The organism is Lysinibacillus fusiformis (genome assembly GCF_003049525.1).
Classification (GTDB): Bacteria; Bacillota; Bacilli; order Bacillales_A; family Planococcaceae; genus Lysinibacillus; species Lysinibacillus fusiformis.
This window is the reverse complement of the sequence record NZ_PYWL01000015.1, coordinates 45,365-67,463: the sequence shown is the minus strand read 5'-3', so window position 1 is coordinate 67,463 and position 22,099 is coordinate 45,365. Positions and strand designations below refer to the sequence as shown.

Genomic DNA, 22,099 nt, shown 5'->3' with positions numbered 1-22,099 from the left:
ATGAGGTAGATAGGTTCGAGGTGGAAGTGTGGTGACACATGGAGCTGACGAATACTAATCGATCGAGGACTTAACCAAAAAAGTTTGAAACCTTCAATGAACCGTTTATCCAGTTTTGAAAGAATAAGCTTTCAATTGAATAAGTGAAGTGATGATGGCAAAGAGGTCACACCCGTTCCCATACCGAACACGGAAGTTAAGCTCTTTAGCGCCGATGGTAGTTGGGGGCTTCCCCCTGTGAGAGTAGGACGTCGCTTCGCTTATTTTTTATGGAGGATTAGCTCAGTTGGGAGAGCACCTGCCTTACAAGCAGGGGGTCGGCGGTTCGAGCCCGTCATCCTCCACCATTTTGGTCCCGTGGTGTAGCGGTTAACATGCCTGCCTGTCACGCAGGAGATCGCCGGTTCGATCCCGGTCGGGACCGTTATTTTTTTATTGGCCGGTGTAGCTCAGTTGGTAGAGCAACTGACTTGTAATCAGTAGGTCGTGGGTTCGACTCCTATCGCCGGCACCATTATTCCCTTGGAGGGGTAGCGAAGTGGCTAAACGCGGCGGACTGTAAATCCGCTCCTTAGGGTTCGGCGGTTCGAATCCGTCCCCCTCCACCATTTTAGGGGCATAGTTCAACGGTAGAATAGAGGTCTCCAAAACCTTTGGTGTGGGTTCGATTCCTACTGCCCCTGCCAGGTATTGAGGTACTCGTTCATATATGGCTGTTATTATATAGTGGCGGTTGTGGCGAAGTGGTTAACGCATCGGATTGTGGTTCCGACATTCGTGGGTTCGATTCCCATCAGTCGCCCCATTTTAAAATTGGGGTATAGCCAAGCGGTAAGGCAACGGATTTTGATTCCGTCATGCCTAGGTTCGAATCCTAGTACCCCAGCCATTTTTTATTTTACGAGCCATTAGCTCAGTTGGTAGAGCATCTGACTTTTAATCAGAGGGTCGAAGGTTCGAGTCCTTCATGGCTCATCATTTTTTATTAATTTTGCGCCCGTAGCTCAATTGGATAGAGCGTCTGACTACGGATCAGAAGGTTATGGGTTCGACTCCTGTCGGGCGCGCCAATTTATTCATGTTTTCGGAATGTAGCTCAGCTTGGTAGAGCACTTGGTTTGGGACCAAGGGGTCGTAGGTTCGAATCCTGTCATTCCGATCATCTATAAATGGGGCCTTAGCTCAGCTGGGAGAGCGCCTGCCTTGCACGCAGGAGGTCAGCGGTTCGATCCCGCTAGGCTCCACCATTTTAATATTTTTGGAGGTATACCCAAGTCTGGCTGAAGGGATCGGTCTTGAAAACCGACAGGCGGGTAACACCGCGCGGGGGTTCGAATCCCTCTACCTCCTCCATTTCGGGTCAGTAGCTCAGTTGGTAGAGCATTAGATTGAAGCTCTAAGTGTCGGCGGTTCGATTCCGTCCTGACCCACCATTATTTGCGGGTGTAGTTTAATGGTAAAACCTCAGCCTTCCAAGCTGATGTCGTGAGTTCGATTCTCATCACCCGCTCCAAAATGGGCCTATAGCTCAGCTGGTTAGAGCGCACGCCTGATAAGCGTGAGGTCGATGGTTCGAGTCCATTTAGGCCCATCATTATTCCGAAGTAGCTCAGTTGGTAGTAGCACCTGACTGTTAATCAGGTTGTCGCAGGTTCGAGTCCTGCCTTCGGAGCCACGGCCCGTTGGTCAAGTGGTTAAGACACCGCCCTTTCACGGCGGTAACACGGGTTCGAATCCCGTACGGGTCATCAAGCATGTAGCACAGTTGTGTGCTACATGCTTTTTTTATCTTTGCATAAACAGGTATCAAAGCTATAAATCCTTTGACAAGGTTTTGTAGCTTTTTAATGTTAGGTCTAAACATTTCCTTCTACCAAATGCTCATAATCCCTCTCTTTTTATAGGCTCGTTTAAAGGAGTACTATAATTCAATTACTACTTGGAACGATGCTTTATAATAAATTTGAACAAACTATTTCATATATGCAATATGTATGTTTTTTCACTAGCTATTTTCATGGTGCTTATTGCCTCGTTCCTCTAATATGAGGATAAGTGGAGGAATCGATATGAATATACAGGAGATACAATGTTTTTTAAATCAATACCAGCTGGAACAAAATGAATCCAAACTTTGGTTAGAAAATAGATTACAACAGATTAAAAGTGCAGGGGAATATAAGCCTACAACAGAGGAGCTAGTTTTTGGCGCACGAGTTGCATGGCGTAATAGCAATAAATGTATTGGACGGTTGTTTTGGCAATCATTGCATGTAGTAGATGCACGAGAAGTTTTAGATGAACAGGGCATTTTTCAAAAGTTACTAGAGCATATTGAGTATGCCACTAATCATGGGAAAATTCGTCCAACTATAACAGTGTTTGCAACTGACAGAGTACGGATTTGGAATCATCAGCTAATTCGTTATGCAGGCTACGAAACAGAAGAAGGCATTATTGGAGATGCACATTCCATCATTTTTACAAAAGTATGTGAATCGATGGGCTGGAAAGGCGAGCGTACGCCGTTTGATGTATTACCACTTGTCATACAGGTAGATGGACATGCTCCCCAACTATTTACGATTCCTACCGAGTATATTTTAGAGGTTCCAATACGTCATCCGGAATCGGAAGCTGTAGAGAAATTAGAATTGAAATGGTATGCTGTTCCTATTATTTCGAGTATGCGTTTTCAAATGGCTGGCATTGATTTTCAAGCAGCTCCATTTAATGGCTGGTATATGGGGACTGAAATTGGGGCACGCAATTTAGCCGATCATGAGCGTTATAATATGCTCCCAGCTATTGCGGATATATTTAATCTGGATACAACCAAACAAGCTTCTCTTTGGCGTGACCGAGCATTAGTGGAGCTCAATATAGCTGTCCTTCATTCTTTTAAAGAGAATGGTGTGAGCATTGTAGATCATCATACTGCTGCTCAGCAGTTTAAATTATTTGAGGAAGCTGAGGAATCAGCAGGGCGAGAAGTTACGGGTAACTGGACATGGTTAATCCCACCACTTTCCCCTGCGACCACTCATATATTCCATAAGCCTTATGTAAATACCTACCATACGCCCAATTATTTTTATCAGAAACCATGTTATTAACTTTAAAGGAGTTGTTCATAAACGAACAGCTCCTAAGTACCTTTTTAGGAGAGAGGCAATTCAAGATGTTGAACCAAAATATTTCGAATATCCCTTGGCAACAATTGACGACACCTTATGGCAGAGGAACAGACATTCCTCGCCTAATTGAACAGGAACAATATCAAGAGCTGACTGAACTAATCGAACATCAAGGAACACTTTGGCAGGTGACGCCATGGATTTTGCTTATTCTTTTAAAAAAGCTTTCAAGTAAAAATGTGAAGGAAGTCTCCTTAGCAGAAATAGAGCTTTATTTAGCTGTGGCTCATGCAATAACTGAGGATTATCAAGATTCAACACATAACGTTTCAACGATGCAGGAGCTTTTGGATACGAAATATTTATGGGTGGAAAATGAAGAGGATGATGAGCTGGAATGGGAGGAAGATACACCTAGAGGCTATGAACCAGAAGCTTTTTTAGGCTATTATTATTTTAGTTTTTTACTCCTTCAAGAGGCAATCCCTGTTTTTACTGCTATTAAGGCACGTACCAAGAGCACAACAGAGGAACTTGAGGAACTGCTAGCCTTACTAAAACATCAAAAAAAGAAATGGATATAGACAAAAAGCAGATGGGGTCAGATCACTTCCCCAACTGCTTAAATTTAATGGACATATTCATCTTTAGAGGCTCGCATGGAACATAAGAAGAGTGTCATAGCAACAACAACAAAGAGCCAGCCGGCAATATTCCAACCACCAAATAAATCATGGAGGTATCCGAAAAGAATCGGCCCAATGGCAGCGAATAAATAGCCCAATGATTGTGCAAACCCTGATAGATCAGCGGCTTCAAATGCTGTACGTGTGCGAAGTGTAAAGAACATCATTGCTAATGCGAATGAAGCTCCACCTGCTAAACCTAGAAGGATCATCCATAATATCCCCAACGTTGTCCATTCCATTACAACGCCGACAAATCCTACTAAATAGAACGATGTAAACATAAGGACAAGTGGTCTTTGTGAAGTCATTTTACCAGCAATAATGGGGACAGCCAATGCCATGGGGACTTGTGAGAATTGCATAATGGAAAACATCCAACCAGCTTTATCAGGAGCCAATCCCTGCGCAATATAAATTTCAGGAATCCAAGCTGCTGTCGTATAAAATAATAAAGATTGTAAGCCCATTGCACCTGTTACTGCCCATGTAACAGGTGATTTCCAAAGGGGTTTACCTGTTTTTTTGGCCGTAGTAGCTGGTTCTGGCTTATTCAATTTCAATTGAGGTATCCAAATTAAAATCGTTAATACGACTAATATAAGCGCCACAGCCAATGCTCCCTGCCAACCTAGTGAAGAATTAGCTATTGGATAACTAATACCTGCTCCAAGTCCAGCCGTTAAGTTCATCGACATAGTAAAAAATGCCATTAGTAACCCTACATGGTATGGAAATTTTAATTTTAATAAACCTGGAATCAACACATTTCCAAATGATATGGCTACGCCAATGAGCACTGTGCCAAATACAAGTAACCCTGTTGTACCGAGGGAGCGTAGTACAATTCCTAAGGCCAATAAAATCGTGGATAAAAATAAGGTTAGCTCAAGCCCAAGTTTTCGTGCTACAACAGGTGCGAACGGTGATATAGTGGCAAAAGCAAGCAATGGAATAGTTGTCAAAAAACCGGCTAGAACATTGGAAATACCAAGATCTTCACGGATAAAGGATACAATTGGACCCACAACAGTTAGTGGCATTCGTAATGTAGACGCTATAAATATTATTCCAAAAACTAACAATAAGGTTGTTCCCTTCCAGCTAATTTTTCTATTCGTGTAGCTGGCGGAATGATCATGTAAAGTCAAAATTATTCCCCCCGTTATTACCATTCTAATTGAACTACTATAACACTTTATTACACTATTAAAAATAGTGGAAAATTCACAATATACAAAACATTAATGGTTATATTGAAATGTCTTAGGTCTTATGTTAGTATAGTAAACATCATAAATTTAATAATTATATGCCTCATGTTTGTAATGAGGTAGAGGTCGCGATATTTATAAGTAAGCTAATTGAAATGACAAGCATTGAAGAGATTAGCTGAAAGGAAATATTGCCGAAGTGTGAGGGGACTTGAAAACCTCATGCTGGGGCTGTCTCCGAAAGGAACAGAACTGTCACGTTTGTACAACGTGTTGAGCTATCGTTTAGGAAAAACTGAGGATTAACTTAGCCATCACATTGTTCATGTGATGGCATTTTTTTGCCTCATAAATAGGAAGGAAGCTATATCGTGAGTGAAATAAAAGTAAATCAGCTCGGCCATAATGCACCGAAGCTGAAAAAAGAATTAAAAAGCCGTCATATCACAATGATTTCTTTAGGCGGTACAATTGGTACAGGGCTATTTTTAGCCAGTGGTGGTGCCATTGCACAAGCAGGACCGGGAGGCGCATTGCTTGCCTATGCCTTAATCGGTATTATGGTATATTTTTTAATGACAAGTTTAGGGGAAATGGCTGCCTATATGCCATCCTCGGGTTCTTTTAGTACGTATGCGACAAAATTTGTAGATCCCGCTCTAGGCTTTGCACTAGGCTGGAACTATTGGTATAACTGGGCAATTACGATTGCAGCCGAAATTGCGGCAGTGTCATTAATTATGAAATATTGGTTCCCAGATAGCTCATCAGCACTTTGGACAGTATTATTTATTGTAATTGTACTGACATTTAATTTATTGTCTGTAAAGAGCTATGGTGAAAGTGAATATTGGTTTGCGATGATTAAAGTGGCTACGGTCATTGTATTTATTATTATTAGCATATTAATGATTTTTGGTATTTTAGGTGGACAGGCACCTGTAGGTTTTACAAATTTCTTTATTAGTGATGGACCATTCCATGGTGGCTTCCTTGCTACATTTGGTATTTTCCTTGCAGCAGGATTTTCATTCCAAGGAACAGAGCTACTTGGGGTAACAGCAGGGGAAACAGATGATCCTGGAAAAAATATACCGAAGGCAGTAAAATCGGTGTTTTGGCGTATTATTTTATTTTATATTTTAGCTATTGCTGCTATAGGGATGTTAATTCCATTCACAGATGAACGCTTATTATCGGAGGATATCGCTGTATCTCCATTTACTCTCGTGTTTGATCGTTTAGGTATTGCTTTTGCTGCCTCCTTAATGAATGCCATTATTTTAACGGCTATGCTATCAGCAGGTAATTCTGGACTGTATGCATCATCACGTATGCTATGGCAATTAGCAGTGGATGGTCATGCTCCTAAATTCTTTGCAAAGCTAAGTCGTCGAGGTATTCCGATTTATGCATTGATCGCAACATTAGCTGTAGGCTGTGTAGCGTTTTTAGCATCATTCTTTGGTGATGGGGTTGTTTATATCTGGCTATTAAATGCCTCTGGGATGTCAGGTTTTATTGCTTGGCTAGGTATTGCATTTAGTCATTATCGTTTCCGTCGTGCTTTCGAGGCACAGGGCTTAGATCCAAAGCTATTACCGTATAAAGCAAAGCTATACCCATTCGGTCCACTATTCGCCTTTACTATTTGTATGATTGTTGTAATTGGACAGAATTACACAGCGTTTATCGGAGGTACAATCGATTGGTATGGTATCCTTGTTTCCTATATTGGTATTCCACTGTTCCTATTGCTATGGCTAGGGTACAAAATTAAACATAAAACAAAAATGCTTCCTCTTAAAGATTGTGATTTAAAAGTGGAAAACTAAATAGAAGAGCTGTTCTATAAACCGCTGTATAATGGTTGATGGAACAGCTTTTTTTTATATAGAGACCTTTAAAATTATTACTAAATTAATATCATATATATGGTAGTATACTATAGATATGGAAGTGTGATTTTTGACTTTCTAGTAGAGAGAGGTGCATGAAAATGCAAAAACATATTTTACTAGTGGAAGATGATGAGGCTATTCGCGAAATGGTAGCGAATTTTTTATTATTGGAAGGCTTCGAAGTCACCACTGCCAATAATGGTGAAGAGGCATTGCAATATTGTTTAAATCAAACCTTTGATTTAGTCATCCTAGATATTATGATTCCTAAGCTTAATGGATTAGAAGTTTTAAAAGTCATTCGAGAACAGGCAGCACTTCCTATCATCATTATGTCCGCAAAGGATAGTGATGTAGATAAAGCGCTTGGCTTGGGATTAGGGGCAGACGATTATATTGCTAAGCCATTTTCTATGCTGGAATTCTCTGCTCGCGTAAAGGCCGTTATTAGAAGAGCTACAAAATACGCTGGCCAAACAGATCACAAACAAGATGTAGTAGTCATAGGCGATTTAAAGATAGATATTGTTAATTTTTCAATAAATAAAAGTGGAAAAGAAGTGAAGCTAACATCAAAGGAATTTGCCATCTTAAAGCTATTTGTAACAAACCGTAACCGAGTTTTTACCAAAGAGCAAATTTATCAGCTAATATGGAAAGATGCATATTACGGTGATGAAAATATTATTAATGTACATATTCGAAGGCTACGCGAAAAAATTGAAGATGATCCATCCACCCCCCAGTATATTAAGACGCTGTGGGGAATTGGCTATAAGTTTGAAGGATAACAAATATGATAATCATTCTATTAATCATAATTGTGGTGCTTATAGGAATAGTTATTTTTCAATGGAAAACAAAAAAAGAACAAAATCAGACGATCCAATATATGAATGAAAAACTCCAAGGCATTGTTCAAGAAAAAAGTAACGAAAAGATTTTGGTAACTACAAGCAACTCACAAATTCAACAGTTACTTATTTCGATAAACGCTTGGCTGGACCATCACCAAAAAGTTCAGGCGACACATCGCAAAATGGAAGATTCCATGAAAAAAATGCTGGCGAATATTTCACATGATTTAAAAACGCCCTTAACGGTTGTGTTAGGCTATATTGAAATGCTTCAGCTTCAAGGCTCAGCTAGTGAAGGGGAACGTCAAAGACTATTAGCGGGCGTACATGCTAAAACACTAGAAGTATTAAAAATTATCCATACATTTTTCGATCTTGCCAAATTAGAGGCAGGGGACACAGATTATCCAATCACTAAAATCAATGTCTGTGAAATTAGCCGTAAAAATATATTATCATTTTACGATATGGTCACGTCGATGGGACTGAATATTACTATTACAATCCCTGAAACACCTATGTATGCCCTTGGCAATGAAGAAGCGTTAGATAGGGTTCTCAACAATCTTTTATCCAATGCTCTTGCCTATGGGGCGGATGGTAATGTAATTGGCTTAACCGTAAGAAATGATGAAACGACTATTTATATAGATGTATGGGATTGTGGTAAAGGAATCGATGAATACCATATTGATAGTGTTTTTGAGAGAATGTACACGCTAGAGGACTCTCGCAATAAATCCTTCCAGGGGAGTGGCTTAGGTTTAACGATTACAAAGCGATTAGTGGAAATGATGGACGGTTCCATCCAGTTATCAAGTATCCCCTATAAAAAGACCATTTTTACCATTGCATTAAAACGAATGATGTATTGAAATCACAGCTTGTGGAGCTTTTATTGTGCTTTACAGGCTTTTCTTATGCTCTTAAGAAATTTGTAAGAATCCAGTAATAAATTAGAGAGTTTCATTTTTTATAATGATAATAGCCACATTTGAGGGAGAGATTGACATGACATACATTGTGAAAACAAACCAGCTTACGAAAGTGTACGAAGGAAAAGAAGTGGTTTCTGCTGTCAATATGAACGTGAAGAAGGGAGAGATTTATGGCTTTTTAGGCCCTAACGGAGCGGGTAAAACGACAGTTATGAAGATGCTAACGAATCTGACGAAGCCAACAAGTGGAGATGTTGAAATATTTGGTGAGAGGTTGACCGATCGATCGTATGAACTATTAAAAAGAATGGGAACGATTATTGAATATCCTATTTTCTATGAAAAATTAACGGCTAGAGAAACGTTAGAACTACATTGCGAATATATGGGCTATTACAATAAGCAGGAAATTGCTCATGTCCTTAACCTTGTAAAATTGACAAATACAGAGGAGAAGAGGGTAAAAGATTTCTCATTAGGGATGAAACAGAGACTAGGTATTGCACGCGCTATTATTACAAAGCCAGAGCTCCTTATTTTAGATGAGCCAATTAATGGACTAGACCCTATTGGGATTAAAGAATTGAGAGAGCTTTTCAAAATGCTCTGTACGGAGTATGGCATTACAATCATTATCTCTAGTCATATATTAGGGGAAATTGAACAATTGGCCGATACAATTGGTGTCATCAAGGAAGGTAGACTCATTACTGAAGTAACGATGGATACGATTAATCGTAATCAAGCCGACTATATTGAAGTGATCGTAAACGATGGCAAAAAAGCAGCCTTTATTTTAGAAAGTAAATTAAAAATGGCTAATTTCAAACTAATGGATGATAATTCTATACGAATTTATGATTTGACAGTATCTCAAAAAGTTCTAACAAAAACATTGATTGAACATGACATTGAAATAGAGGAGATTAGCAAGAAAACAAGCACATTAGAGGATTACTTCCTTAAGCTAATAAATGGAGGGATTGTTCATGCTTAATTTAATGCGTTTAGAAATGAAAAAATATCATTTAGGCTCCTATGTTAAAAGTGCTTTGTTTGCTAACTTTATTATTTTAGGATTTATGTTTATGATTTTATTTATTTCTAAAGTAGAAGGGGAAGTTGGTATTGAAAATTATGAAATGGCTTTAAGTGTCATTGATTCATTTGTCAGAGCGGTATTTATTATTTTTGCAGCTACATTAATAGCTAAGCTGATCATCGGAGAATATAAGTTTAAAACAATCACATTGGCCTTTATGTATCCTATAAGCCGAAAGAAATTAATTGCTGCTAAGCTTGCGATTGTCATGCTGTTTACCTTTAGTGTAATCATCGTTTCCAATGTCTTGATTACAACCATCTTTTGCATCGTAAGCGATAAATTTGATTTAATTCCTGATATATTATCTAATACTTTAATCATGCAACATATACCATCTGTACTCATGAATGCAATTGCTGCCTCAGGGATGGCCTTAATTCCGTTGTATTTCGGTATGAGAAAATACTCTATTCCAGCAACAATTATTTCTTCTATTCTAATCGTATCAGTGACTTCATCCAATACAGGTAACTTCACATTAAATGACATCATTATTATTCCAATCTCGTTAGCAATTATAGGTATTAGTATTGCCTATCTAGCTATCCGCAATATTGAGAAGGTTGATGTTTAATGAAAGAGCCAGGTACTCATAAGTTTTGTTGATATCGAACGATGATGATAGCAATTCGATCGTTTGTTACACTCACATAGTTAGTCTTGTAAAATAGGTAACTAAACTTATTAAATATAGAAATAAATTAACGTAAAGCAATAAAAATAAGTAATTAGATTCCCATAATAGAAATTTAATTAAAATAGAAAAAGAGATGGCCAATAAAATAGTAAATAAAAGATTTCCTTTTTTGGCATGATGGCATTGTATAACTATTAATACAATAATAAGTATAGGTATATAAAATTGTATGGAAAAACCTCCTATATTAAAAATGATAAAAAAGGAAATATATGTTTTATCAATCTTATATTTATTTAAAGGTGATTTCAATGAGGAAATTAAGAATTGCAACCATTGTTGCTTTATTATCAACGTAACTTCTGCACTGCTTTAGCTAACCTACTAGAGCATCGGATCATGTATGATCCAATGGTAGTAAATTTGTTTATAATTGTCACCTTTAGATTATCAACAAAAAGGCATCGAGATTTTTCTTCTCGATGCCTTTTGTTAGTCTATTAATTCACTATTTTACCCAAATATTGTTTCACCTAGTAAGTAAATATTTAATGCCACAACGATGACAACTACAAACCATCCTAAAATAGTAGTAATACGGTGGTTCACTAAGCCACCCATAATGTCTCGTTTGCTTGTAAACATAACGAGAGGGACGAGGGCAAATGCAATACCGAAAGATAACACAACCTGACTAAGAACGAGCGCATGGGTTGCGTTTACACCGGATGCAATAATCGCTAACGGAGGCACCATTGTAATGGCTCTCCGTAAATAAAGTGGTATTTTTCGTTGAATGAAGCCTTGCATTACTACGTCACCTGCTAATGTCCCTACAGAGGAGCTAGCTAGCCCTGCAATTAGTAAACCAAGACCAAAGGAAATGGCAGCCATTGGGCCGAGAGCATCCTTTAGGCCGTTATAGGCAACATCTAAATCCTCTACTACAATCCCCTGTGTGTGAAATACTGCTGCCGCGATAATGAGCATACTCATATTGATGGCTCCAGCAATGATCATTGCGATGATAATATCAATAAATTCAAAACGGAAAATTCGTCTTTTTTCTTCTTCATTACGACCGATAATACGACTTTGTGTTAAAGAAGAATGTAAGTAAATAGCATGGGGCATGACGGTCGCACCTAAAATACCTGTTGCTAATAGTAATGAGTCCACCCCTTCAAATTGAGGCGTAAACATACCAAACGCTACTTCGCCCCATTCTGGCTGTGCTAAAAATGTTTGGAAGGCAAATGCTAATACGACAATTAAAACCATGCCAGAAATGCCTGCCTCGAAGGCTCTGAACCCTCTTCTTTGAAGCTCTAGAATAGCAAATGATCCGACTGCTGTAATGATAGCTGCTGGAAGCATAGGGATATTAAATAACAAATAAAGCCCTAATGCGGCCCCGATAAATTCAGCAAGGTCGGTAGCAATAATGACTAATTCAGCCTGAATCCAAAGAAATATAGATGTCTTTTTAGAAAAATGTTCACGTGCCACCTCAGGTAAATTTTTTCCTGTCGCAATACCAAGCTTGGCAGATAAGGATTGGATGAGCACCGCCATTAAATTAGAAAAGGCTATTACCCAAAGGAGTAAGTAACCATATTGAGAGCCAGCTGTAATATTTGTGGCAAAATTGCCAGGGTCAATATAGGCGACCGCTGCAATGAATGCAGGCCCAAGAAAAGGTAAAAACCGTCGCCAACCTTTTATATCTCCATCTAAAACCGCCTCAGCAGACGATTTTGTGACTTGTTTGTATACCATATTTGTTCCCTCATTTCAAAATGTATCGTTCGTGAAATAAAGTTTCCTAGAGGAAAATGAGATAATAGTATTCTAACGCTAGGATTAGAAAAAGGGAAGCGCTTTGCTTAAAATTTTTAAAAAATAAGTATGCACATTTCTCATCAATTTCTAATTAGACTTTCCTTACCTGTATCGTTTACGATGAAAGAAAAGGTGAAGGACTGATTCGACATGAGCAATCGAATTTTAATTATAGAAGATGAGGAAAATATTGCGAGAGTGCTCCAGTTAGAGCTTCAGTTTGAAGGCTATGAAGCGGTGATGGCCCATACAGGAGCAGATGGTTTATTGCAATATCGTGAGCAGCAATGGGATTTAATCTTACTGGATATTATGTTACCCGAAATGAGTGGCATAGATGTGCTAAAGCGTATTCGCGCAACAGAATCACAGACCCCAGTTATTATGCTGACTGCTAAAAGTGAGGTGGAGGATAAGGTAAAGGGATTGGATTTGGGAGCTAATGATTATGTGACAAAGCCCTTTGAAATTGAAGAATTACTGGCCCGTATCCGTAATGCTCTACGGTTTTCTCAAAAGGCTAGTCCAACAAAGGTTGGTGTGTCGTTTGGACAGTTATCGATCAATGAGCAGACAAGAGAAGTTATTTATTATGGTAAGGAGATCCAACTGACTCCTAGAGAATACGATTTATTGCTATATCTAATGAAGCATCCTAAGCAGGTGCTCACAAGGGAACAAATATTAGAGACTGTATGGGGCTTTGATTACTACGGAGATACAAATGTTGTGGATGTCTATATTCGCTATGTGCGCCAAAAGCTTGAAATCGCTAATGTAACACCCATTATTCAAACAGTTCGCGGTGTAGGTTATGTGCTGAAGGAAAATAAATCATGAAGCTAAAAACAAAAATTCATCTACTTACCACTTTATTAATGCTAGTAATTTTAGTGGCAACTAATAGTGGAATTTACTTTTTGTACGAGAAATTTGCCTATAATACGGAATATAGTCAACTTCATACACGAGCGAATGATTTAAGCTCAACATTAAGTCAGTTAAATGCACAAACCAACCTACAGCAAGTATTAAGAGCATATATGCCAGCTGGTGGTGCTATCTATGTTTATGATGGAGAAAATTTGAAGACGAAGGTTCAGGCCACTCTAGACATGCCAGATGTTACTTCCATTACCTATACAATGCCTACTATTTGGATTGATGGGACAATTGTGGACATCACCTTACAGCAATCAATGGAGGAAGTAGAAAGTACACTGGATTTATTAAAGGCTATTTTGATCGTTGTGTCCATTATTGCCACCATTCCAATCTTTTTAGCGAGCTTGGCACTCGGTCGCCTAATTTTGTTACCACTAGAACGCTTAAATGCAACAATGCGCAAAAGTGCATTGACGGGGAAATATGAAAAAATGGACATCCCAGCTAAAGGTGGGGATGAATTAGCAAAAATTAATCGAACGTTCAATATGATGATGGTGAAGCTTGAACAGCACTATCAAAAGCAACAGGAATTCGTTTCAAATGCTTCTCACGAATTAAAGACGCCCATTACTGTCATCGAAAGCTATGCAAAGTTGCTCTTACGAAGAGGCCTTGACAATCGTGAAGTAGCGCAGGAATCGCTGCAGGCTATTGCAAATGAATCTTCTCGTATGCATGAAATGGTATTGCAATTATTAGAGCTAGCCAAAAATAATGAGCATATGGATATTCATATTGAACAGCTAGAGCTGGCTCCCTTCCTTAATAAAGTGGCTGCGCAAATGCAGCAGGCATACCATCGGAATTTTATAGTCGATGCAGAAGCACCACAATTTATGGACAGTGATGAAAAAATTTTGAAGCAATTACTCTTTATTTTGCTTGATAATGCTAGGAAATATAGTGAGGATGATGTTCATATTTCCACAGCTGAAACTACTACGCATGTACGAATGACGATTCAGGATTTTGGCGTCGGTATTCCTGCAGAGCATGTTCCACATTTGTTTGAGCGTTTTTACCGTGTCACAGAGGATCGTAATCGTAAAACAGGCGGTTCTGGCTTAGGGCTTGCGATTGCACATGAACTTGCGGGACAATTGGGCATCACCATAGATGTGGAAAGTACAGTTGGAGAAGGTTCAAGTTTTACCTTGTGTATACCAAAGGAGGGGCAGCAATGAAAAAGTGGGCTTTAATACTTATTGTGATTGTCCTTCTTTGTAGCGGAGTGCTTTGGTTTATTCAAAATCGCTATTTTCAAAAGGAGCCTCTCAGTGAAGAGGAGGCCATACGCCATATCGAAGCTATTTATAAAGGTCAAGTTTCAGAAGTAAAAAAGCGTGGAAATTCATTTGAAATACAATTTACACGTGAGAATTTGAAATATACAGCCATGCTTGATGCTACAACACAGCAGGTTTCTGATCTAACGTTACAAAAAGGGCAAAGTAAATTATTGTTAACGGAAAATCAAATAAGAAAAATGGTGAAAGAAAAATATGGTGAGGTAGAAAACGTCATGCTCACGGAAACTATTTATACCGCACGTGTTGAAAAGGAACATAAGCAAAAAGATATAACGGTAGATGGCTATTCGGGTGAAGTGTTATCTGAAAAAGATGTAGAACCACTAAATCAGCCTGAAAAACCCCATATTATTTCCGAACAGCAAGCCGTTGATATAGCGCTGCAACAATTAACTGGGAAAGTGGATTCTGTAGATTTTGAAGATACGGCGGAGGGCGGTTATTATTTAGTTGAAATTGAAACAGAGCATGAAGAAGCCACGTTCCAAATTCATGCTGTATCTGGAAGGGTCCTTTCTGTTTCATGGGACGATTAAACGAGTTTTCTCATGAAATTCTAATGTTCCTCTTATAGTTCTATCATCTTTGCTTGGTAAGCTAAAAGCAGATACAACAAAGGAGAGATGAACATGAAAAAAATAATTATGATTCCCGCATTAGTGGTGACTCTTGGTGTTGGAGCGGCAATTGGTTCAACAACTTTATTATCAGGAAGTGCACAAGAAAAAAAGATTCTATCCATGCAAGAAATCGAAAAGAAAGCATTAGCAGTAGTGGATGGGACAGTAGCAGATATTGAACTAGATCAAAATCGCTACCGCTCTGTTTATGAGGTAGAGGTGCATGCTGATAAAGAAGAGTATGATTTAAAATTCGATGCCTATACTGGAAAATTACTTAAGCAGAAGAAAGAGCGTCAAGATGACGATGATAATGAATGGGTTAACGCTAATACTGCTACTAACCTTATAAGTAAAGAAAAGGCTATTGAAGCGGCTCTAACAAAAGCAAAGGGTACAGTCACAAAAATTAAATTAGATGATGGTATTTATGAAATCGAGTTAAAAAATGGGCAATATGAATATGATGTTGATGTTGATTCGATTACAGGAGAAATTGTTGATTTTGAACAAGATATGGAAGACTAATAATAGTTGTTGCCTTAAAAGTAGAGCATACTTTTAAGGTTTTTTTGTTGTAAAATGCCTTTAAATTAGGTATTCGCGGGTAAATTAATTTCTACCATGGATATTAACAATGTATTTTAAAAAGTCTATGTATTTCACTTGTAAAAAATAAAAATTTTCTTCTTTACTTTTTTAATCGCCAGGCGTAATATGACATCATTATTAAAGTTTCAAATTTCTAAATCGCTGAAGCAAACTAGACGCGGGGGACCCATTTTAGACGGAGTGCATAAGCAATCCTTGGGGTGAATCTCTTCTTTTGAAGGGTAGGGCTACTCAGGCCCGAATCCGACAGCTAACCTCGTAAGCGTTAAGAGCAGATAAGTTGGAGCTTGGCAGACAGATGAGCGTCTACAAGTCTTATTTAGTGATGACTTGTAGGCGTTTTTTGATCTCATTTAGGAAGGCGAAACACAATCTAAGAAACTAGAAGGTGTTTATTGATGAAATCCTCATTTAAACGTTATGTAATCGGCAAACCATTAAGATCCGATGCGTTAGGGGAGCAAAAACTTAGTAAAACAAAGGCATTGGCCATATTATCGTCCGATGCTTTGTCTTCCGTAGCTTATGGACCGGAACAAATTTTAATTGTCCTGATGACTGTGGGAACATTAGCATTTTGGTATTCTTTACCGATTGCGGCAGGGGTTGTTGTCCTATTGGTGGCACTGACTTTATCATATCGTCAGGTTATATTCGCCTATCCACACGGGGGCGGCGCTTATGTAGTATCTAGGGAAAATTTAGGTGTGAACGCGGGTCTTGTAGCAGGTGGCTCATTGCTCGTTGATTATATTTTAACGGTAGCGGTAAGTGTATCAGCAGGGACAGATGCTATTACATCGGCATTTCCAAGTCTGCATCCATACAATGTGCCAATTGCTATTATCTTTGTGATTTTTTTAACGGTCTTGAACTTACGTGGTGTAACAGAGTCCGCCTCGGTTTTGGCATACCCTGTCTACCTGTTTGTAGTCGTTATGTTAGTGTTGATTGGGATGGGGCTCTATAATGTTGCAACAGGTCAGGTGCCAGCAGAGCTGCATCCAAAGATAGGTACACCCGTCGCAGGGATTAGTTTATTTATATTATTAAAGGCATTTGCGTCAGGGAGCTCAGCCTTAACAGGGGTAGAAGCTATATCGAATGCGATCCCTAATTTTAGAAATCCAGCTCCTAATAATGCTGCTAAAACATTGTTAGCAATGGGCGGAATCTTAGCGGTTTTATTTATCGGTATTGTTAGTTTAGCTTATTTTTACGGAATTGCGCCAACTTCGGAAGCGACAGTCGTTTCCCAACTAGCAGAAGCAAGTGTTGGTCGAAATTTCTTTTATTATATAGTACAGGGTACAACAGCGATGATTTTGGTACTTGCAGCAAATACAGGCTATTCAGCATTTCCTCTACTTGCTGTCAATTTATCAAAAGACGGTTTTATTCCAAGAATATTTCAAATGCGTGGGGATCGCCTAGGGTATTCTAATGGCATTATGATGCTAGGACTAGCAGCCATTGTTTTAATCATCTTATTTGATGGGGCAACAGAGCATTTGATTCCACTCTATGCTGTTGGGGTATTTATTCCGTTTACATTAGCACAAACGGGAATGATGCGAAAATGGTGGCGTGAAAAACCTACTGGCTGGATGACAAAATTTACGATTAACACAATTGGTGCAGCCATTTCGTTTATTGTAGCGATGATGTTTTTTGTAACGAAGTTGCCTCAGGTATGGCCAGTGTTTGTCTTTTTACCAATTATCATTTTTGTATTTCATCGGATCAAGCTTCATTATCAAGCCGTTGGGGAACAGCTGAGATTGAGTAAAGAGGAAGTCGCTACTATTGAAGGAAATGTATTCATCGTACCAGTAGCTGGTATAACGAAGGTGGTTGAAAATTCCCTTCATTATGCGAAATCACTAAAGGTTGATAAAATTATTGCCTTTTATGTGGCTTTCGATCAAGCGGATGCAAAAGCCTTCGAAGAAAAATGGCAGGCTTGGCAACCAGATATTCGACTAGTAACCTATTATTCAGCATATCGTAGCATCACACAGCCATTGATCAAATTTATAGATAAAGTGGACCATCAATGTGCGAAAACAGGTCATAAAGTAACGGTTGTCATCCCTCAATTTTTACCTAAAAAAGGCTGGCATCATATGCTTCACAATCAATCTAGCTTATTAATACGTACAACATTGTTATTTCACAGAAATGTCGTGATTATGACAGTACCCTTTCATTTATCAAAATAATGCTAGCATGCTAGAAAATTGTCTGTTATAATCAGTACGTTGATTGAAAACACGAACGTTTACAATTAAAAAGTCGCAGAATACCATTAAATTCCGAAAAATTAAACATTTTTCAGTAGGAGAAATAGGTTTCTACCGAATAAAGTGTTAAATTGGGTATTCTGATAGATTCATACAATTTTACTCATATAATAGCGAGGATATGGCTTGCAAGTTTCTACCGATTTACCGTAAATAAATCGACTATGGGTAGCAATGCTTTTAGAGAACTTCTTTCATGATGTTTTCTATTCCTTTCGACGTTTTAACGCTGAATGCTTTGCTCCACTCGTAGCTGAATGGGACCAAGGTGTTCAGCTTTTTTTATTAATATTTAAGAAAGAAGGATATGACAGAAATGAAGTTATTACACGACAAAATTATGCAAGAGGGTAAAGTTCTATCATCTTCAGTATTAAAAGTAGATTCATTTTTAAACCATCAAATTGACCCATTGTTAATGAAGGAAATTGGTCATGAATTCGCAAACCGATTTGCTGACCAAGTAATTACAAAGATTTTAACAATAGAATCTTCAGGCATCGCTCCTTCTGTCATGTTAGGGCTAGAAATCGGTGCACCGGTAGTGTTCGCTCGTAAACGTAAATCATTAACACTTTCAGATAACCTTTACACATCAAAAGTACATTCATTTACTAAAAATGAAACGAATGATATCTCTGTATCACGTAATTTTTTAAGTGAAGACGACAATATTTTAATTGTTGACGATTTCTTAGCAAACGGAGAAGCTGTAAAGGGTTTACTTGATATTGCAGCTCAAGCAGGTGCTAATGTTGTAGGAGTTGGCATTGTTATTGAAAAAGGCTTCCAAGATGGGGGAAAATTATTACGTGAGCAAGGTGTTCGCGTGGAATCATTAGCGATTGTAGATTCTCTTGAAGATGGCAAAGTGACATTTGCTACGGAGGCTCGTGCGTAATGAATACCTTTAAATCAACGACGCTAGCAATTCAACATTTACTTGCGATGTATGCTGGAGCCATCCTAGTGCCACTTATTATTGGAGGGGCAATTGGCTTTAATTCAACACAAATGACGTATTTAGTGGCGATTGATATTATGATGTGCGGGATCGCAACACTTTTACAAGTTTACTCAGGTAAATTTATTGGTATTGGCTTACCTGTAGTACTTGGTTGTACATTTACAGCGGTAAGTCCAATTATTGCTATAGGTACAAACCCAGAGCAAGGTATCACAGATATTTATGGTTCCATTATTGCATCTGGTTTGATTGTCGTGATTATTGCGGGCTTCTTCGGGAAGCTAGTGAAATTTTTCCCACCAGTAGTAACAGGATCTGTCGTTTCTATTATCGGTATTTCTTTACTGCCAGTAGCTTTAAATAATATGGCAGGTGGACAAGGGGCAGAGGATTTTGCATCCGGCTCAAATATTGCATTAGCATTTATTACACTAGTCATTATTTTAATCGTCTATCGTTTTTCTACAGGCTTCATCCGTGCTATTTCCATTTTAGTTGGGTTAGTAGCTGGTACAATTTTAGGGGCATTCATGGGCAAGGTTAATTTCGACCCAGTAGCAGAAGCGGATGTATTCCATATGGTACAACCATTCTACTTTGGAATGCCAACATTTGATGTAACGGCTATTATTACAATGACGCTTGTAGCAATGGTATCTTTAGTTGAATCATCTGGTGTTTATTTTGCACTAAGTGATATATGTAATAAAAAATTAGATTCAAAAGATTTGGCTCGTGGTTATCGCTCAGAAGGTCTTGCATCTGTAATCGGTGGAATTTTCAATGCCTTTCCGTACACTACATTCTCACAAAACGTGGGACTTACACGTATGTCAGGTGTTAAAGATCGTAAAGTCATTTACATCACAGGTGGTTTACTTGTAGCACTTGGTTTCCTACCAAAAATCGCAGCGTTAACAACGATTATTCCAACGTCTGTACTAGGTGCAGCAATGCTTGCGATGTTCGGTATGGTAATCACACAGGGTATGGGTATGCTTGTACCAGTAATGAACGAATCAGCAGAAAATGCGATGATTGCTGCGATTGCAGTAAGTTTAGGTGTCGGTGTATCAGTGGTTCCTGGAATTTTTGATGCACTACCAGAAAAAGTGTCAATTTTAACATCTAACGGTATCGTTTGTGGTTCAGTCACAGCAATTATCCTTAATATTTTATTCAACATGATTGGGCCGAAGCATAAAAAAGACCCGATGCATGGAGAAGCATAAAGAGATCATTCAATAGCATGTATCAGAATTCAAACATATAAAGAACAATGTCACCTACTTTTATCTATTGATTTAGATTGGAGGAGGTGGCATTTTTTTATGCGAAAAAAGGGCAGAAAATGTTCGAAGAAAAACATTAGGTAGTAATAAGCAAGTTTCTTGTTTATTATGTGTCTGATCAATGTATGATTAGAAACTTGGTAAAAATACTTCTTTGACCAATTAAGAGGAAAATGGTTGAAAGGAGAAGAATAGTATAAATCATAAGAGGTGAAAACATATGGATAATCTGCTACAACATTTCCCAAGTGTTGGCGTACATTACCTAAAAAGTGATAGTGTAATGCTGCTAGAGATTTTAGAGGATAGACTTGATTTTGCCGCTGAGATAGATGTGTTAATAAATGAGCTTTTAGATAACTTACAGAGTGGTTTAGAAAATGTTAGGTTTGAATGTCCTAAAGTTCTTTTAGATAGCTTGAATTGTACAAGAACTAAAATGGAAATTGTTGATAAAAGAATAGCATTTAAGAGATCTTTACTGACACCATTAACTATTTCAGAACTAGATTATGAAATATGGTCATGCTCTGAGAAAAAGTCTATCTTTTTTTTATCTGAAGTGATGAGTACAAGTGTTATAGATGCAGAGAAATTTCTGACGGAAATGAGGACGGAACTCCCATCACAAGTCAACAATATGTATACAGTATATATTGTTAACGGTGAACCTGTTGGTGTAGTTTTCCCTCATATAGAACCAAATACAAATAATGAAGGTCGTATGTTTTGGATTGGTATTCATCCTAATTTTATGGGGACAGGATTAGGTAAGGACTTACATTTAATAGGCCTATATAGATTGAAAAATGAATTTAAAGCTATGTCTTATTTAGGGATGACCCGAGTTGACAATATTCCAATGAGAAATATAATGCTTTCAAACGGATGCATTCAAAGTAATTCTGTAATTTCTTTACAATATTCTATTTAAGGATTGGCTATTTTCATTTATCAATGAGGCTTTTTAGTGAGGAATTCTTAATGAAGTAACGAATGTTTGTTGAGATGATATAAAAGCTATCACATTTACATAAAAGGTAAAAATTTCTAAAAATGTTCGGCTGTAGAACGTTTTTTAATATGTCCCTTTATCAAGAGATCCGCAAGAAAAAATATGATTGTCTTGCATAAAAGCTTTTTACTATTCAACTGGTATGGGTATGTTAACGAAAGAAGGTATTCACATTTAAAACTAGAATTTAAATTCATAACTAATTGGTAGGAGGGAGATCTTTATGAAAGTAAAGGGATTGGGAGGAGTCTTTTGGAGGACTGAAAATCTAGAAGAAATTAAACAGTGGTATAGCAAAGTTCTAAACATGGAAATTGAAAGTTGGAATGGTACCATGATTACACCACAGTCAGGCAATGAAACGATCTTTTCCTTCTTCTCTGAGCATGACAGCTATTTTCCAACAGATCAGCAAGTGATGCTAAACTTTCAAGTGGAAAATCTAGAAGACAGTATCAAACATCTTGAAAAAATAGGTGTGCCCCTTGCAATGGACAAGACAATTCATGAGTTTGGAAAATTTATTTGGATTGAAGATCCAGAAGGAAGACGTATCGAGCTTTGGGAAAAATAAATCAAAGGAATTAATTTGAAAATGACCGCAATATGTTAACTTCGTTTAAATAGTGGGGAAATAGCTTGTTGTTTTCCTTTAAAGTCGTTGGAATAATCGAACGGCTTTTTTTAGTACACAGCTTGTTTTAGGCGTGAATGT

Annotated in this window: 18 protein-coding genes, 17 tRNA genes, 1 rRNA gene and 3 riboswitches; of the genes, 34 read left to right on the top strand and 2 right to left on the bottom strand. The window is 38.1% G+C overall.

Annotated features, from left to right (window positions below; genetic code table 11):
• The first annotated feature begins 144 nt into the window (after positions 1 to 144).
• The 20 genes from rrf (at position 145) to C9J29_RS21225 (ending at position 3,721) form a co-directional block, all read left to right on the top strand.
• Positions 145 to 260, top strand: a 5S ribosomal RNA gene (rrf, locus tag C9J29_RS21320).
• A gap of 11 nt (positions 261 to 271) precedes the next feature.
• A tRNA-Val gene (locus C9J29_RS21315) sits at positions 272 to 347 on the top strand.
• 4 nt (positions 348 to 351) lie between these two features.
• Positions 352 to 424 (top strand) — tRNA-Asp (locus C9J29_RS21310).
• 14 nt (positions 425 to 438) lie between these two features.
• A tRNA-Thr gene (locus tag C9J29_RS21305) sits at positions 439 to 514 on the top strand.
• Positions 515 to 524: 10 nt separating this feature from the next.
• A tRNA-Tyr gene (locus C9J29_RS21300) sits at positions 525 to 608 on the top strand.
• Positions 609 to 612: 4 nt separating this feature from the next.
• A tRNA-Trp gene (locus tag C9J29_RS21295) sits at positions 613 to 686 on the top strand.
• Positions 687 to 729: 43 nt separating this feature from the next.
• Positions 730 to 805: transfer RNA gene (locus C9J29_RS21290), tRNA-His, on the top strand.
• Positions 806 to 814: 9 nt separating this feature from the next.
• Positions 815 to 889, top strand: a tRNA-Gln gene (locus tag C9J29_RS21285).
• A gap of 13 nt (positions 890 to 902) precedes the next feature.
• Positions 903 to 975, top strand: a tRNA-Lys gene (locus tag C9J29_RS21280).
• An 18-nt stretch (positions 976 to 993) separates the two neighbouring features.
• Positions 994 to 1,070: transfer RNA gene (locus tag C9J29_RS21275), tRNA-Arg, on the top strand.
• A 15-nt stretch (positions 1,071 to 1,085) separates the two neighbouring features.
• Positions 1,086 to 1,159: transfer RNA gene (locus C9J29_RS21270), tRNA-Pro, on the top strand.
• A 12-nt stretch (positions 1,160 to 1,171) separates the two neighbouring features.
• A tRNA-Ala gene (locus C9J29_RS21265) sits at positions 1,172 to 1,247 on the top strand.
• A gap of 13 nt (positions 1,248 to 1,260) precedes the next feature.
• Positions 1,261 to 1,353: transfer RNA gene (locus C9J29_RS21260), tRNA-Ser, on the top strand.
• Positions 1,354 to 1,357: 4 nt separating this feature from the next.
• Positions 1,358 to 1,433, top strand: a tRNA-Phe gene (locus C9J29_RS21255).
• 6 nt (positions 1,434 to 1,439) lie between these two features.
• Positions 1,440 to 1,513: transfer RNA gene (locus tag C9J29_RS21250), tRNA-Gly, on the top strand.
• 4 nt (positions 1,514 to 1,517) lie between these two features.
• A tRNA-Ile gene (locus tag C9J29_RS21245) sits at positions 1,518 to 1,591 on the top strand.
• 7 nt (positions 1,592 to 1,598) lie between these two features.
• Positions 1,599 to 1,675, top strand: a tRNA-Asn gene (locus tag C9J29_RS21240).
• Position 1,676: 1 nt separating this feature from the next.
• Positions 1,677 to 1,748, top strand: a tRNA-Glu gene (locus C9J29_RS21235).
• Positions 1,749 to 2,069: 321 nt separating this feature from the next.
• Complete coding sequence (locus tag C9J29_RS21230) at positions 2,070 to 3,116, top strand: nitric oxide synthase oxygenase (RefSeq protein WP_008179633.1); 1,047 nt, start codon at positions 2,070 to 2,072, stop codon at positions 3,114 to 3,116.
• A 65-nt stretch (positions 3,117 to 3,181) separates the two neighbouring features.
• Positions 3,182 to 3,721 (top strand): hypothetical protein, encoded by a 540-nt coding sequence (locus C9J29_RS21225; protein WP_107922727.1) that lies wholly within the window; start codon positions 3,182 to 3,184, stop codon positions 3,719 to 3,721.
• Between the two features lie 44 nt (positions 3,722 to 3,765).
• Here the strand turns inward: C9J29_RS21225 and C9J29_RS21220 are convergent, their stop codons facing one another.
• Complete coding sequence (locus C9J29_RS21220) at positions 3,766 to 4,998, bottom strand: CynX/NimT family MFS transporter (protein ID WP_174804749.1); 1,233 nt, start codon at positions 4,996 to 4,998, stop codon at positions 3,766 to 3,768.
• A 151-nt stretch (positions 4,999 to 5,149) separates the two neighbouring features.
• Positions 5,150 to 5,326, top strand: a riboswitch (Lysine riboswitch).
• An 82-nt stretch (positions 5,327 to 5,408) separates the two neighbouring features.
• Between C9J29_RS21220 and C9J29_RS21215 the strand changes: the two genes are divergently transcribed.
• From C9J29_RS21215 to C9J29_RS21195, 5 genes are all read left to right on the top strand, one after another.
• The gene (locus tag C9J29_RS21215; protein WP_008179624.1) at positions 5,409 to 6,872 is read left to right on the top strand and encodes an amino acid permease; all 1,464 of its coding nucleotides are present in this window, start codon (positions 5,409 to 5,411) and stop codon (positions 6,870 to 6,872) included.
• Between the two features lie 164 nt (positions 6,873 to 7,036).
• A complete protein-coding gene (locus tag C9J29_RS21210; RefSeq protein ID WP_008179621.1) occupies positions 7,037 to 7,729 on the top strand; it encodes a response regulator transcription factor in 693 nt (230 codons plus the stop codon).
• A 5-nt stretch (positions 7,730 to 7,734) separates the two neighbouring features.
• Positions 7,735 to 8,670: a sensor histidine kinase gene (locus C9J29_RS21205; protein WP_008179619.1), complete on the top strand. Its 936-nt coding sequence runs from the start codon at positions 7,735 to 7,737 to the stop codon at positions 8,668 to 8,670.
• Positions 8,671 to 8,806: 136 nt separating this feature from the next.
• Positions 8,807 to 9,730, top strand: a complete 924-nt coding sequence (locus C9J29_RS21200; RefSeq protein WP_008179617.1) for an ABC transporter ATP-binding protein — start codon at positions 8,807 to 8,809, stop codon at positions 9,728 to 9,730.
• Entirely contained in the window at positions 9,723 to 10,412 is a 690-nt protein-coding gene (locus C9J29_RS21195; RefSeq protein WP_008179615.1) for an ABC transporter permease, read from the top strand. The genes C9J29_RS21200 and C9J29_RS21195 overlap by 8 nt, the downstream gene beginning before the upstream one ends.
• Positions 10,413 to 10,988: 576 nt before the next feature.
• Here the strand turns inward: C9J29_RS21195 and C9J29_RS21190 are convergent.
• A complete protein-coding gene (locus C9J29_RS21190) occupies positions 10,989 to 12,254 on the bottom strand; it encodes an Nramp family divalent metal transporter (RefSeq protein WP_008179614.1) in 1,266 nt (421 codons plus the stop codon).
• Positions 12,255 to 12,467: 213 nt separating this feature from the next.
• Between C9J29_RS21190 and C9J29_RS21185 the strand changes: the two genes are divergently transcribed.
• The 9 genes from C9J29_RS21185 (at position 12,468) to C9J29_RS21140 (ending at position 21,958) form a co-directional block, all read left to right on the top strand.
• Positions 12,468 to 13,157, top strand: a complete 690-nt coding sequence (locus C9J29_RS21185) for a response regulator transcription factor (RefSeq protein ID WP_008179612.1) — start codon at positions 12,468 to 12,470, stop codon at positions 13,155 to 13,157.
• Positions 13,154 to 14,449 carry a sensor histidine kinase gene (locus tag C9J29_RS21180; RefSeq protein WP_089987062.1) on the top strand — a complete coding sequence of 432 codons (1,296 nt, stop codon included), beginning with the start codon at positions 13,154 to 13,156 and terminating at the stop codon, positions 14,447 to 14,449. Before C9J29_RS21185 ends, C9J29_RS21180 begins: the two co-directional genes overlap by 4 nt.
• Positions 14,446 to 15,111, top strand: a complete 666-nt coding sequence (locus tag C9J29_RS21175) for a PepSY domain-containing protein (protein WP_107922725.1) — start codon at positions 14,446 to 14,448, stop codon at positions 15,109 to 15,111. The genes C9J29_RS21180 and C9J29_RS21175 overlap by 4 nt, the downstream gene beginning before the upstream one ends.
• Before the next feature lie 93 nt (positions 15,112 to 15,204).
• A complete protein-coding gene (locus C9J29_RS21170; RefSeq protein WP_069479786.1) occupies positions 15,205 to 15,723 on the top strand; it encodes a PepSY domain-containing protein in 519 nt (172 codons plus the stop codon).
• A gap of 213 nt (positions 15,724 to 15,936) precedes the next feature.
• Positions 15,937 to 16,086: riboswitch (cyclic di-AMP (ydaO/yuaA leader) on the top strand.
• A gap of 119 nt (positions 16,087 to 16,205) precedes the next feature.
• A complete protein-coding gene (locus C9J29_RS21165) occupies positions 16,206 to 18,029 on the top strand; it encodes an APC family permease (protein ID WP_089987064.1) in 1,824 nt (607 codons plus the stop codon).
• Between the two features lie 164 nt (positions 18,030 to 18,193).
• Positions 18,194 to 18,295, top strand: a riboswitch (purine riboswitch).
• 131 nt (positions 18,296 to 18,426) lie between these two features.
• Positions 18,427 to 19,011, top strand: coding sequence for a xanthine phosphoribosyltransferase (locus tag C9J29_RS21155; protein WP_036145342.1), 585 nt, complete (start codon positions 18,427 to 18,429; stop codon positions 19,009 to 19,011).
• Complete coding sequence (locus C9J29_RS21150) at positions 19,011 to 20,309, top strand: nucleobase:cation symporter-2 family protein (protein ID WP_036122372.1); 1,299 nt, start codon at positions 19,011 to 19,013, stop codon at positions 20,307 to 20,309. The genes C9J29_RS21155 and C9J29_RS21150 overlap by 1 nt, the downstream gene beginning before the upstream one ends.
• Positions 20,310 to 20,589: 280 nt before the next feature.
• The gene (locus tag C9J29_RS21145) at positions 20,590 to 21,303 is read left to right on the top strand and encodes a GNAT family N-acetyltransferase (protein ID WP_107922724.1); all 714 of its coding nucleotides are present in this window, start codon (positions 20,590 to 20,592) and stop codon (positions 21,301 to 21,303) included.
• Positions 21,304 to 21,607: 304 nt separating this feature from the next.
• Positions 21,608 to 21,958 (top strand): VOC family protein, encoded by a 351-nt coding sequence (locus tag C9J29_RS21140; RefSeq protein WP_089987066.1) that lies wholly within the window; start codon positions 21,608 to 21,610, stop codon positions 21,956 to 21,958.
• Positions 21,959 to 22,099 lie beyond the last annotated feature (141 nt).

Excerpts from the sequence above, each read along its gene's own strand:
- C9J29_RS21230 (WP_008179633.1), top strand. The coding sequence starts at position 2,070 with ATGAATATACAGGAGATACAATGTTTTTTAAATCAATACCAGCTGGAA.
- C9J29_RS21225 (WP_107922727.1), top strand. The coding sequence starts at position 3,182 with ATGTTGAACCAAAATATTTCGAATATCCCTTGGCAACAATTGACGACA.
- C9J29_RS21220 (WP_174804749.1), bottom strand. The coding sequence starts at position 4,998 with ATGGTAATAACGGGGGGAATAATTTTGACTTTACATGATCATTCCGCC.
- C9J29_RS21210 (WP_008179621.1), top strand. The coding sequence starts at position 7,037 with ATGCAAAAACATATTTTACTAGTGGAAGATGATGAGGCTATTCGCGAA.
- C9J29_RS21205 (WP_008179619.1), top strand. The coding sequence starts at position 7,735 with ATGATAATCATTCTATTAATCATAATTGTGGTGCTTATAGGAATAGTT.
- C9J29_RS21200 (WP_008179617.1), top strand. The coding sequence starts at position 8,807 with ATGACATACATTGTGAAAACAAACCAGCTTACGAAAGTGTACGAAGGA.
- C9J29_RS21195 (WP_008179615.1), top strand. The coding sequence starts at position 9,723 with ATGCTTAATTTAATGCGTTTAGAAATGAAAAAATATCATTTAGGCTCC.
- C9J29_RS21190 (WP_008179614.1), bottom strand. The coding sequence starts at position 12,254 with ATGGTATACAAACAAGTCACAAAATCGTCTGCTGAGGCGGTTTTAGAT.
- C9J29_RS21185 (WP_008179612.1), top strand. The coding sequence starts at position 12,468 with ATGAGCAATCGAATTTTAATTATAGAAGATGAGGAAAATATTGCGAGA.
- C9J29_RS21180 (WP_089987062.1), top strand. The coding sequence starts at position 13,154 with ATGAAGCTAAAAACAAAAATTCATCTACTTACCACTTTATTAATGCTA.
- C9J29_RS21175 (WP_107922725.1), top strand. The coding sequence starts at position 14,446 with ATGAAAAAGTGGGCTTTAATACTTATTGTGATTGTCCTTCTTTGTAGC.
- C9J29_RS21170 (WP_069479786.1), top strand. The coding sequence starts at position 15,205 with ATGAAAAAAATAATTATGATTCCCGCATTAGTGGTGACTCTTGGTGTT.
- C9J29_RS21165 (WP_089987064.1), top strand. The coding sequence starts at position 16,206 with ATGAAATCCTCATTTAAACGTTATGTAATCGGCAAACCATTAAGATCC.
- C9J29_RS21155 (WP_036145342.1), top strand. The coding sequence starts at position 18,427 with ATGAAGTTATTACACGACAAAATTATGCAAGAGGGTAAAGTTCTATCA.
- C9J29_RS21150 (WP_036122372.1), top strand. The coding sequence starts at position 19,011 with ATGAATACCTTTAAATCAACGACGCTAGCAATTCAACATTTACTTGCG.
- C9J29_RS21145 (WP_107922724.1), top strand. The coding sequence starts at position 20,590 with ATGGATAATCTGCTACAACATTTCCCAAGTGTTGGCGTACATTACCTA.
- C9J29_RS21140 (WP_089987066.1), top strand. The coding sequence starts at position 21,608 with ATGAAAGTAAAGGGATTGGGAGGAGTCTTTTGGAGGACTGAAAATCTA.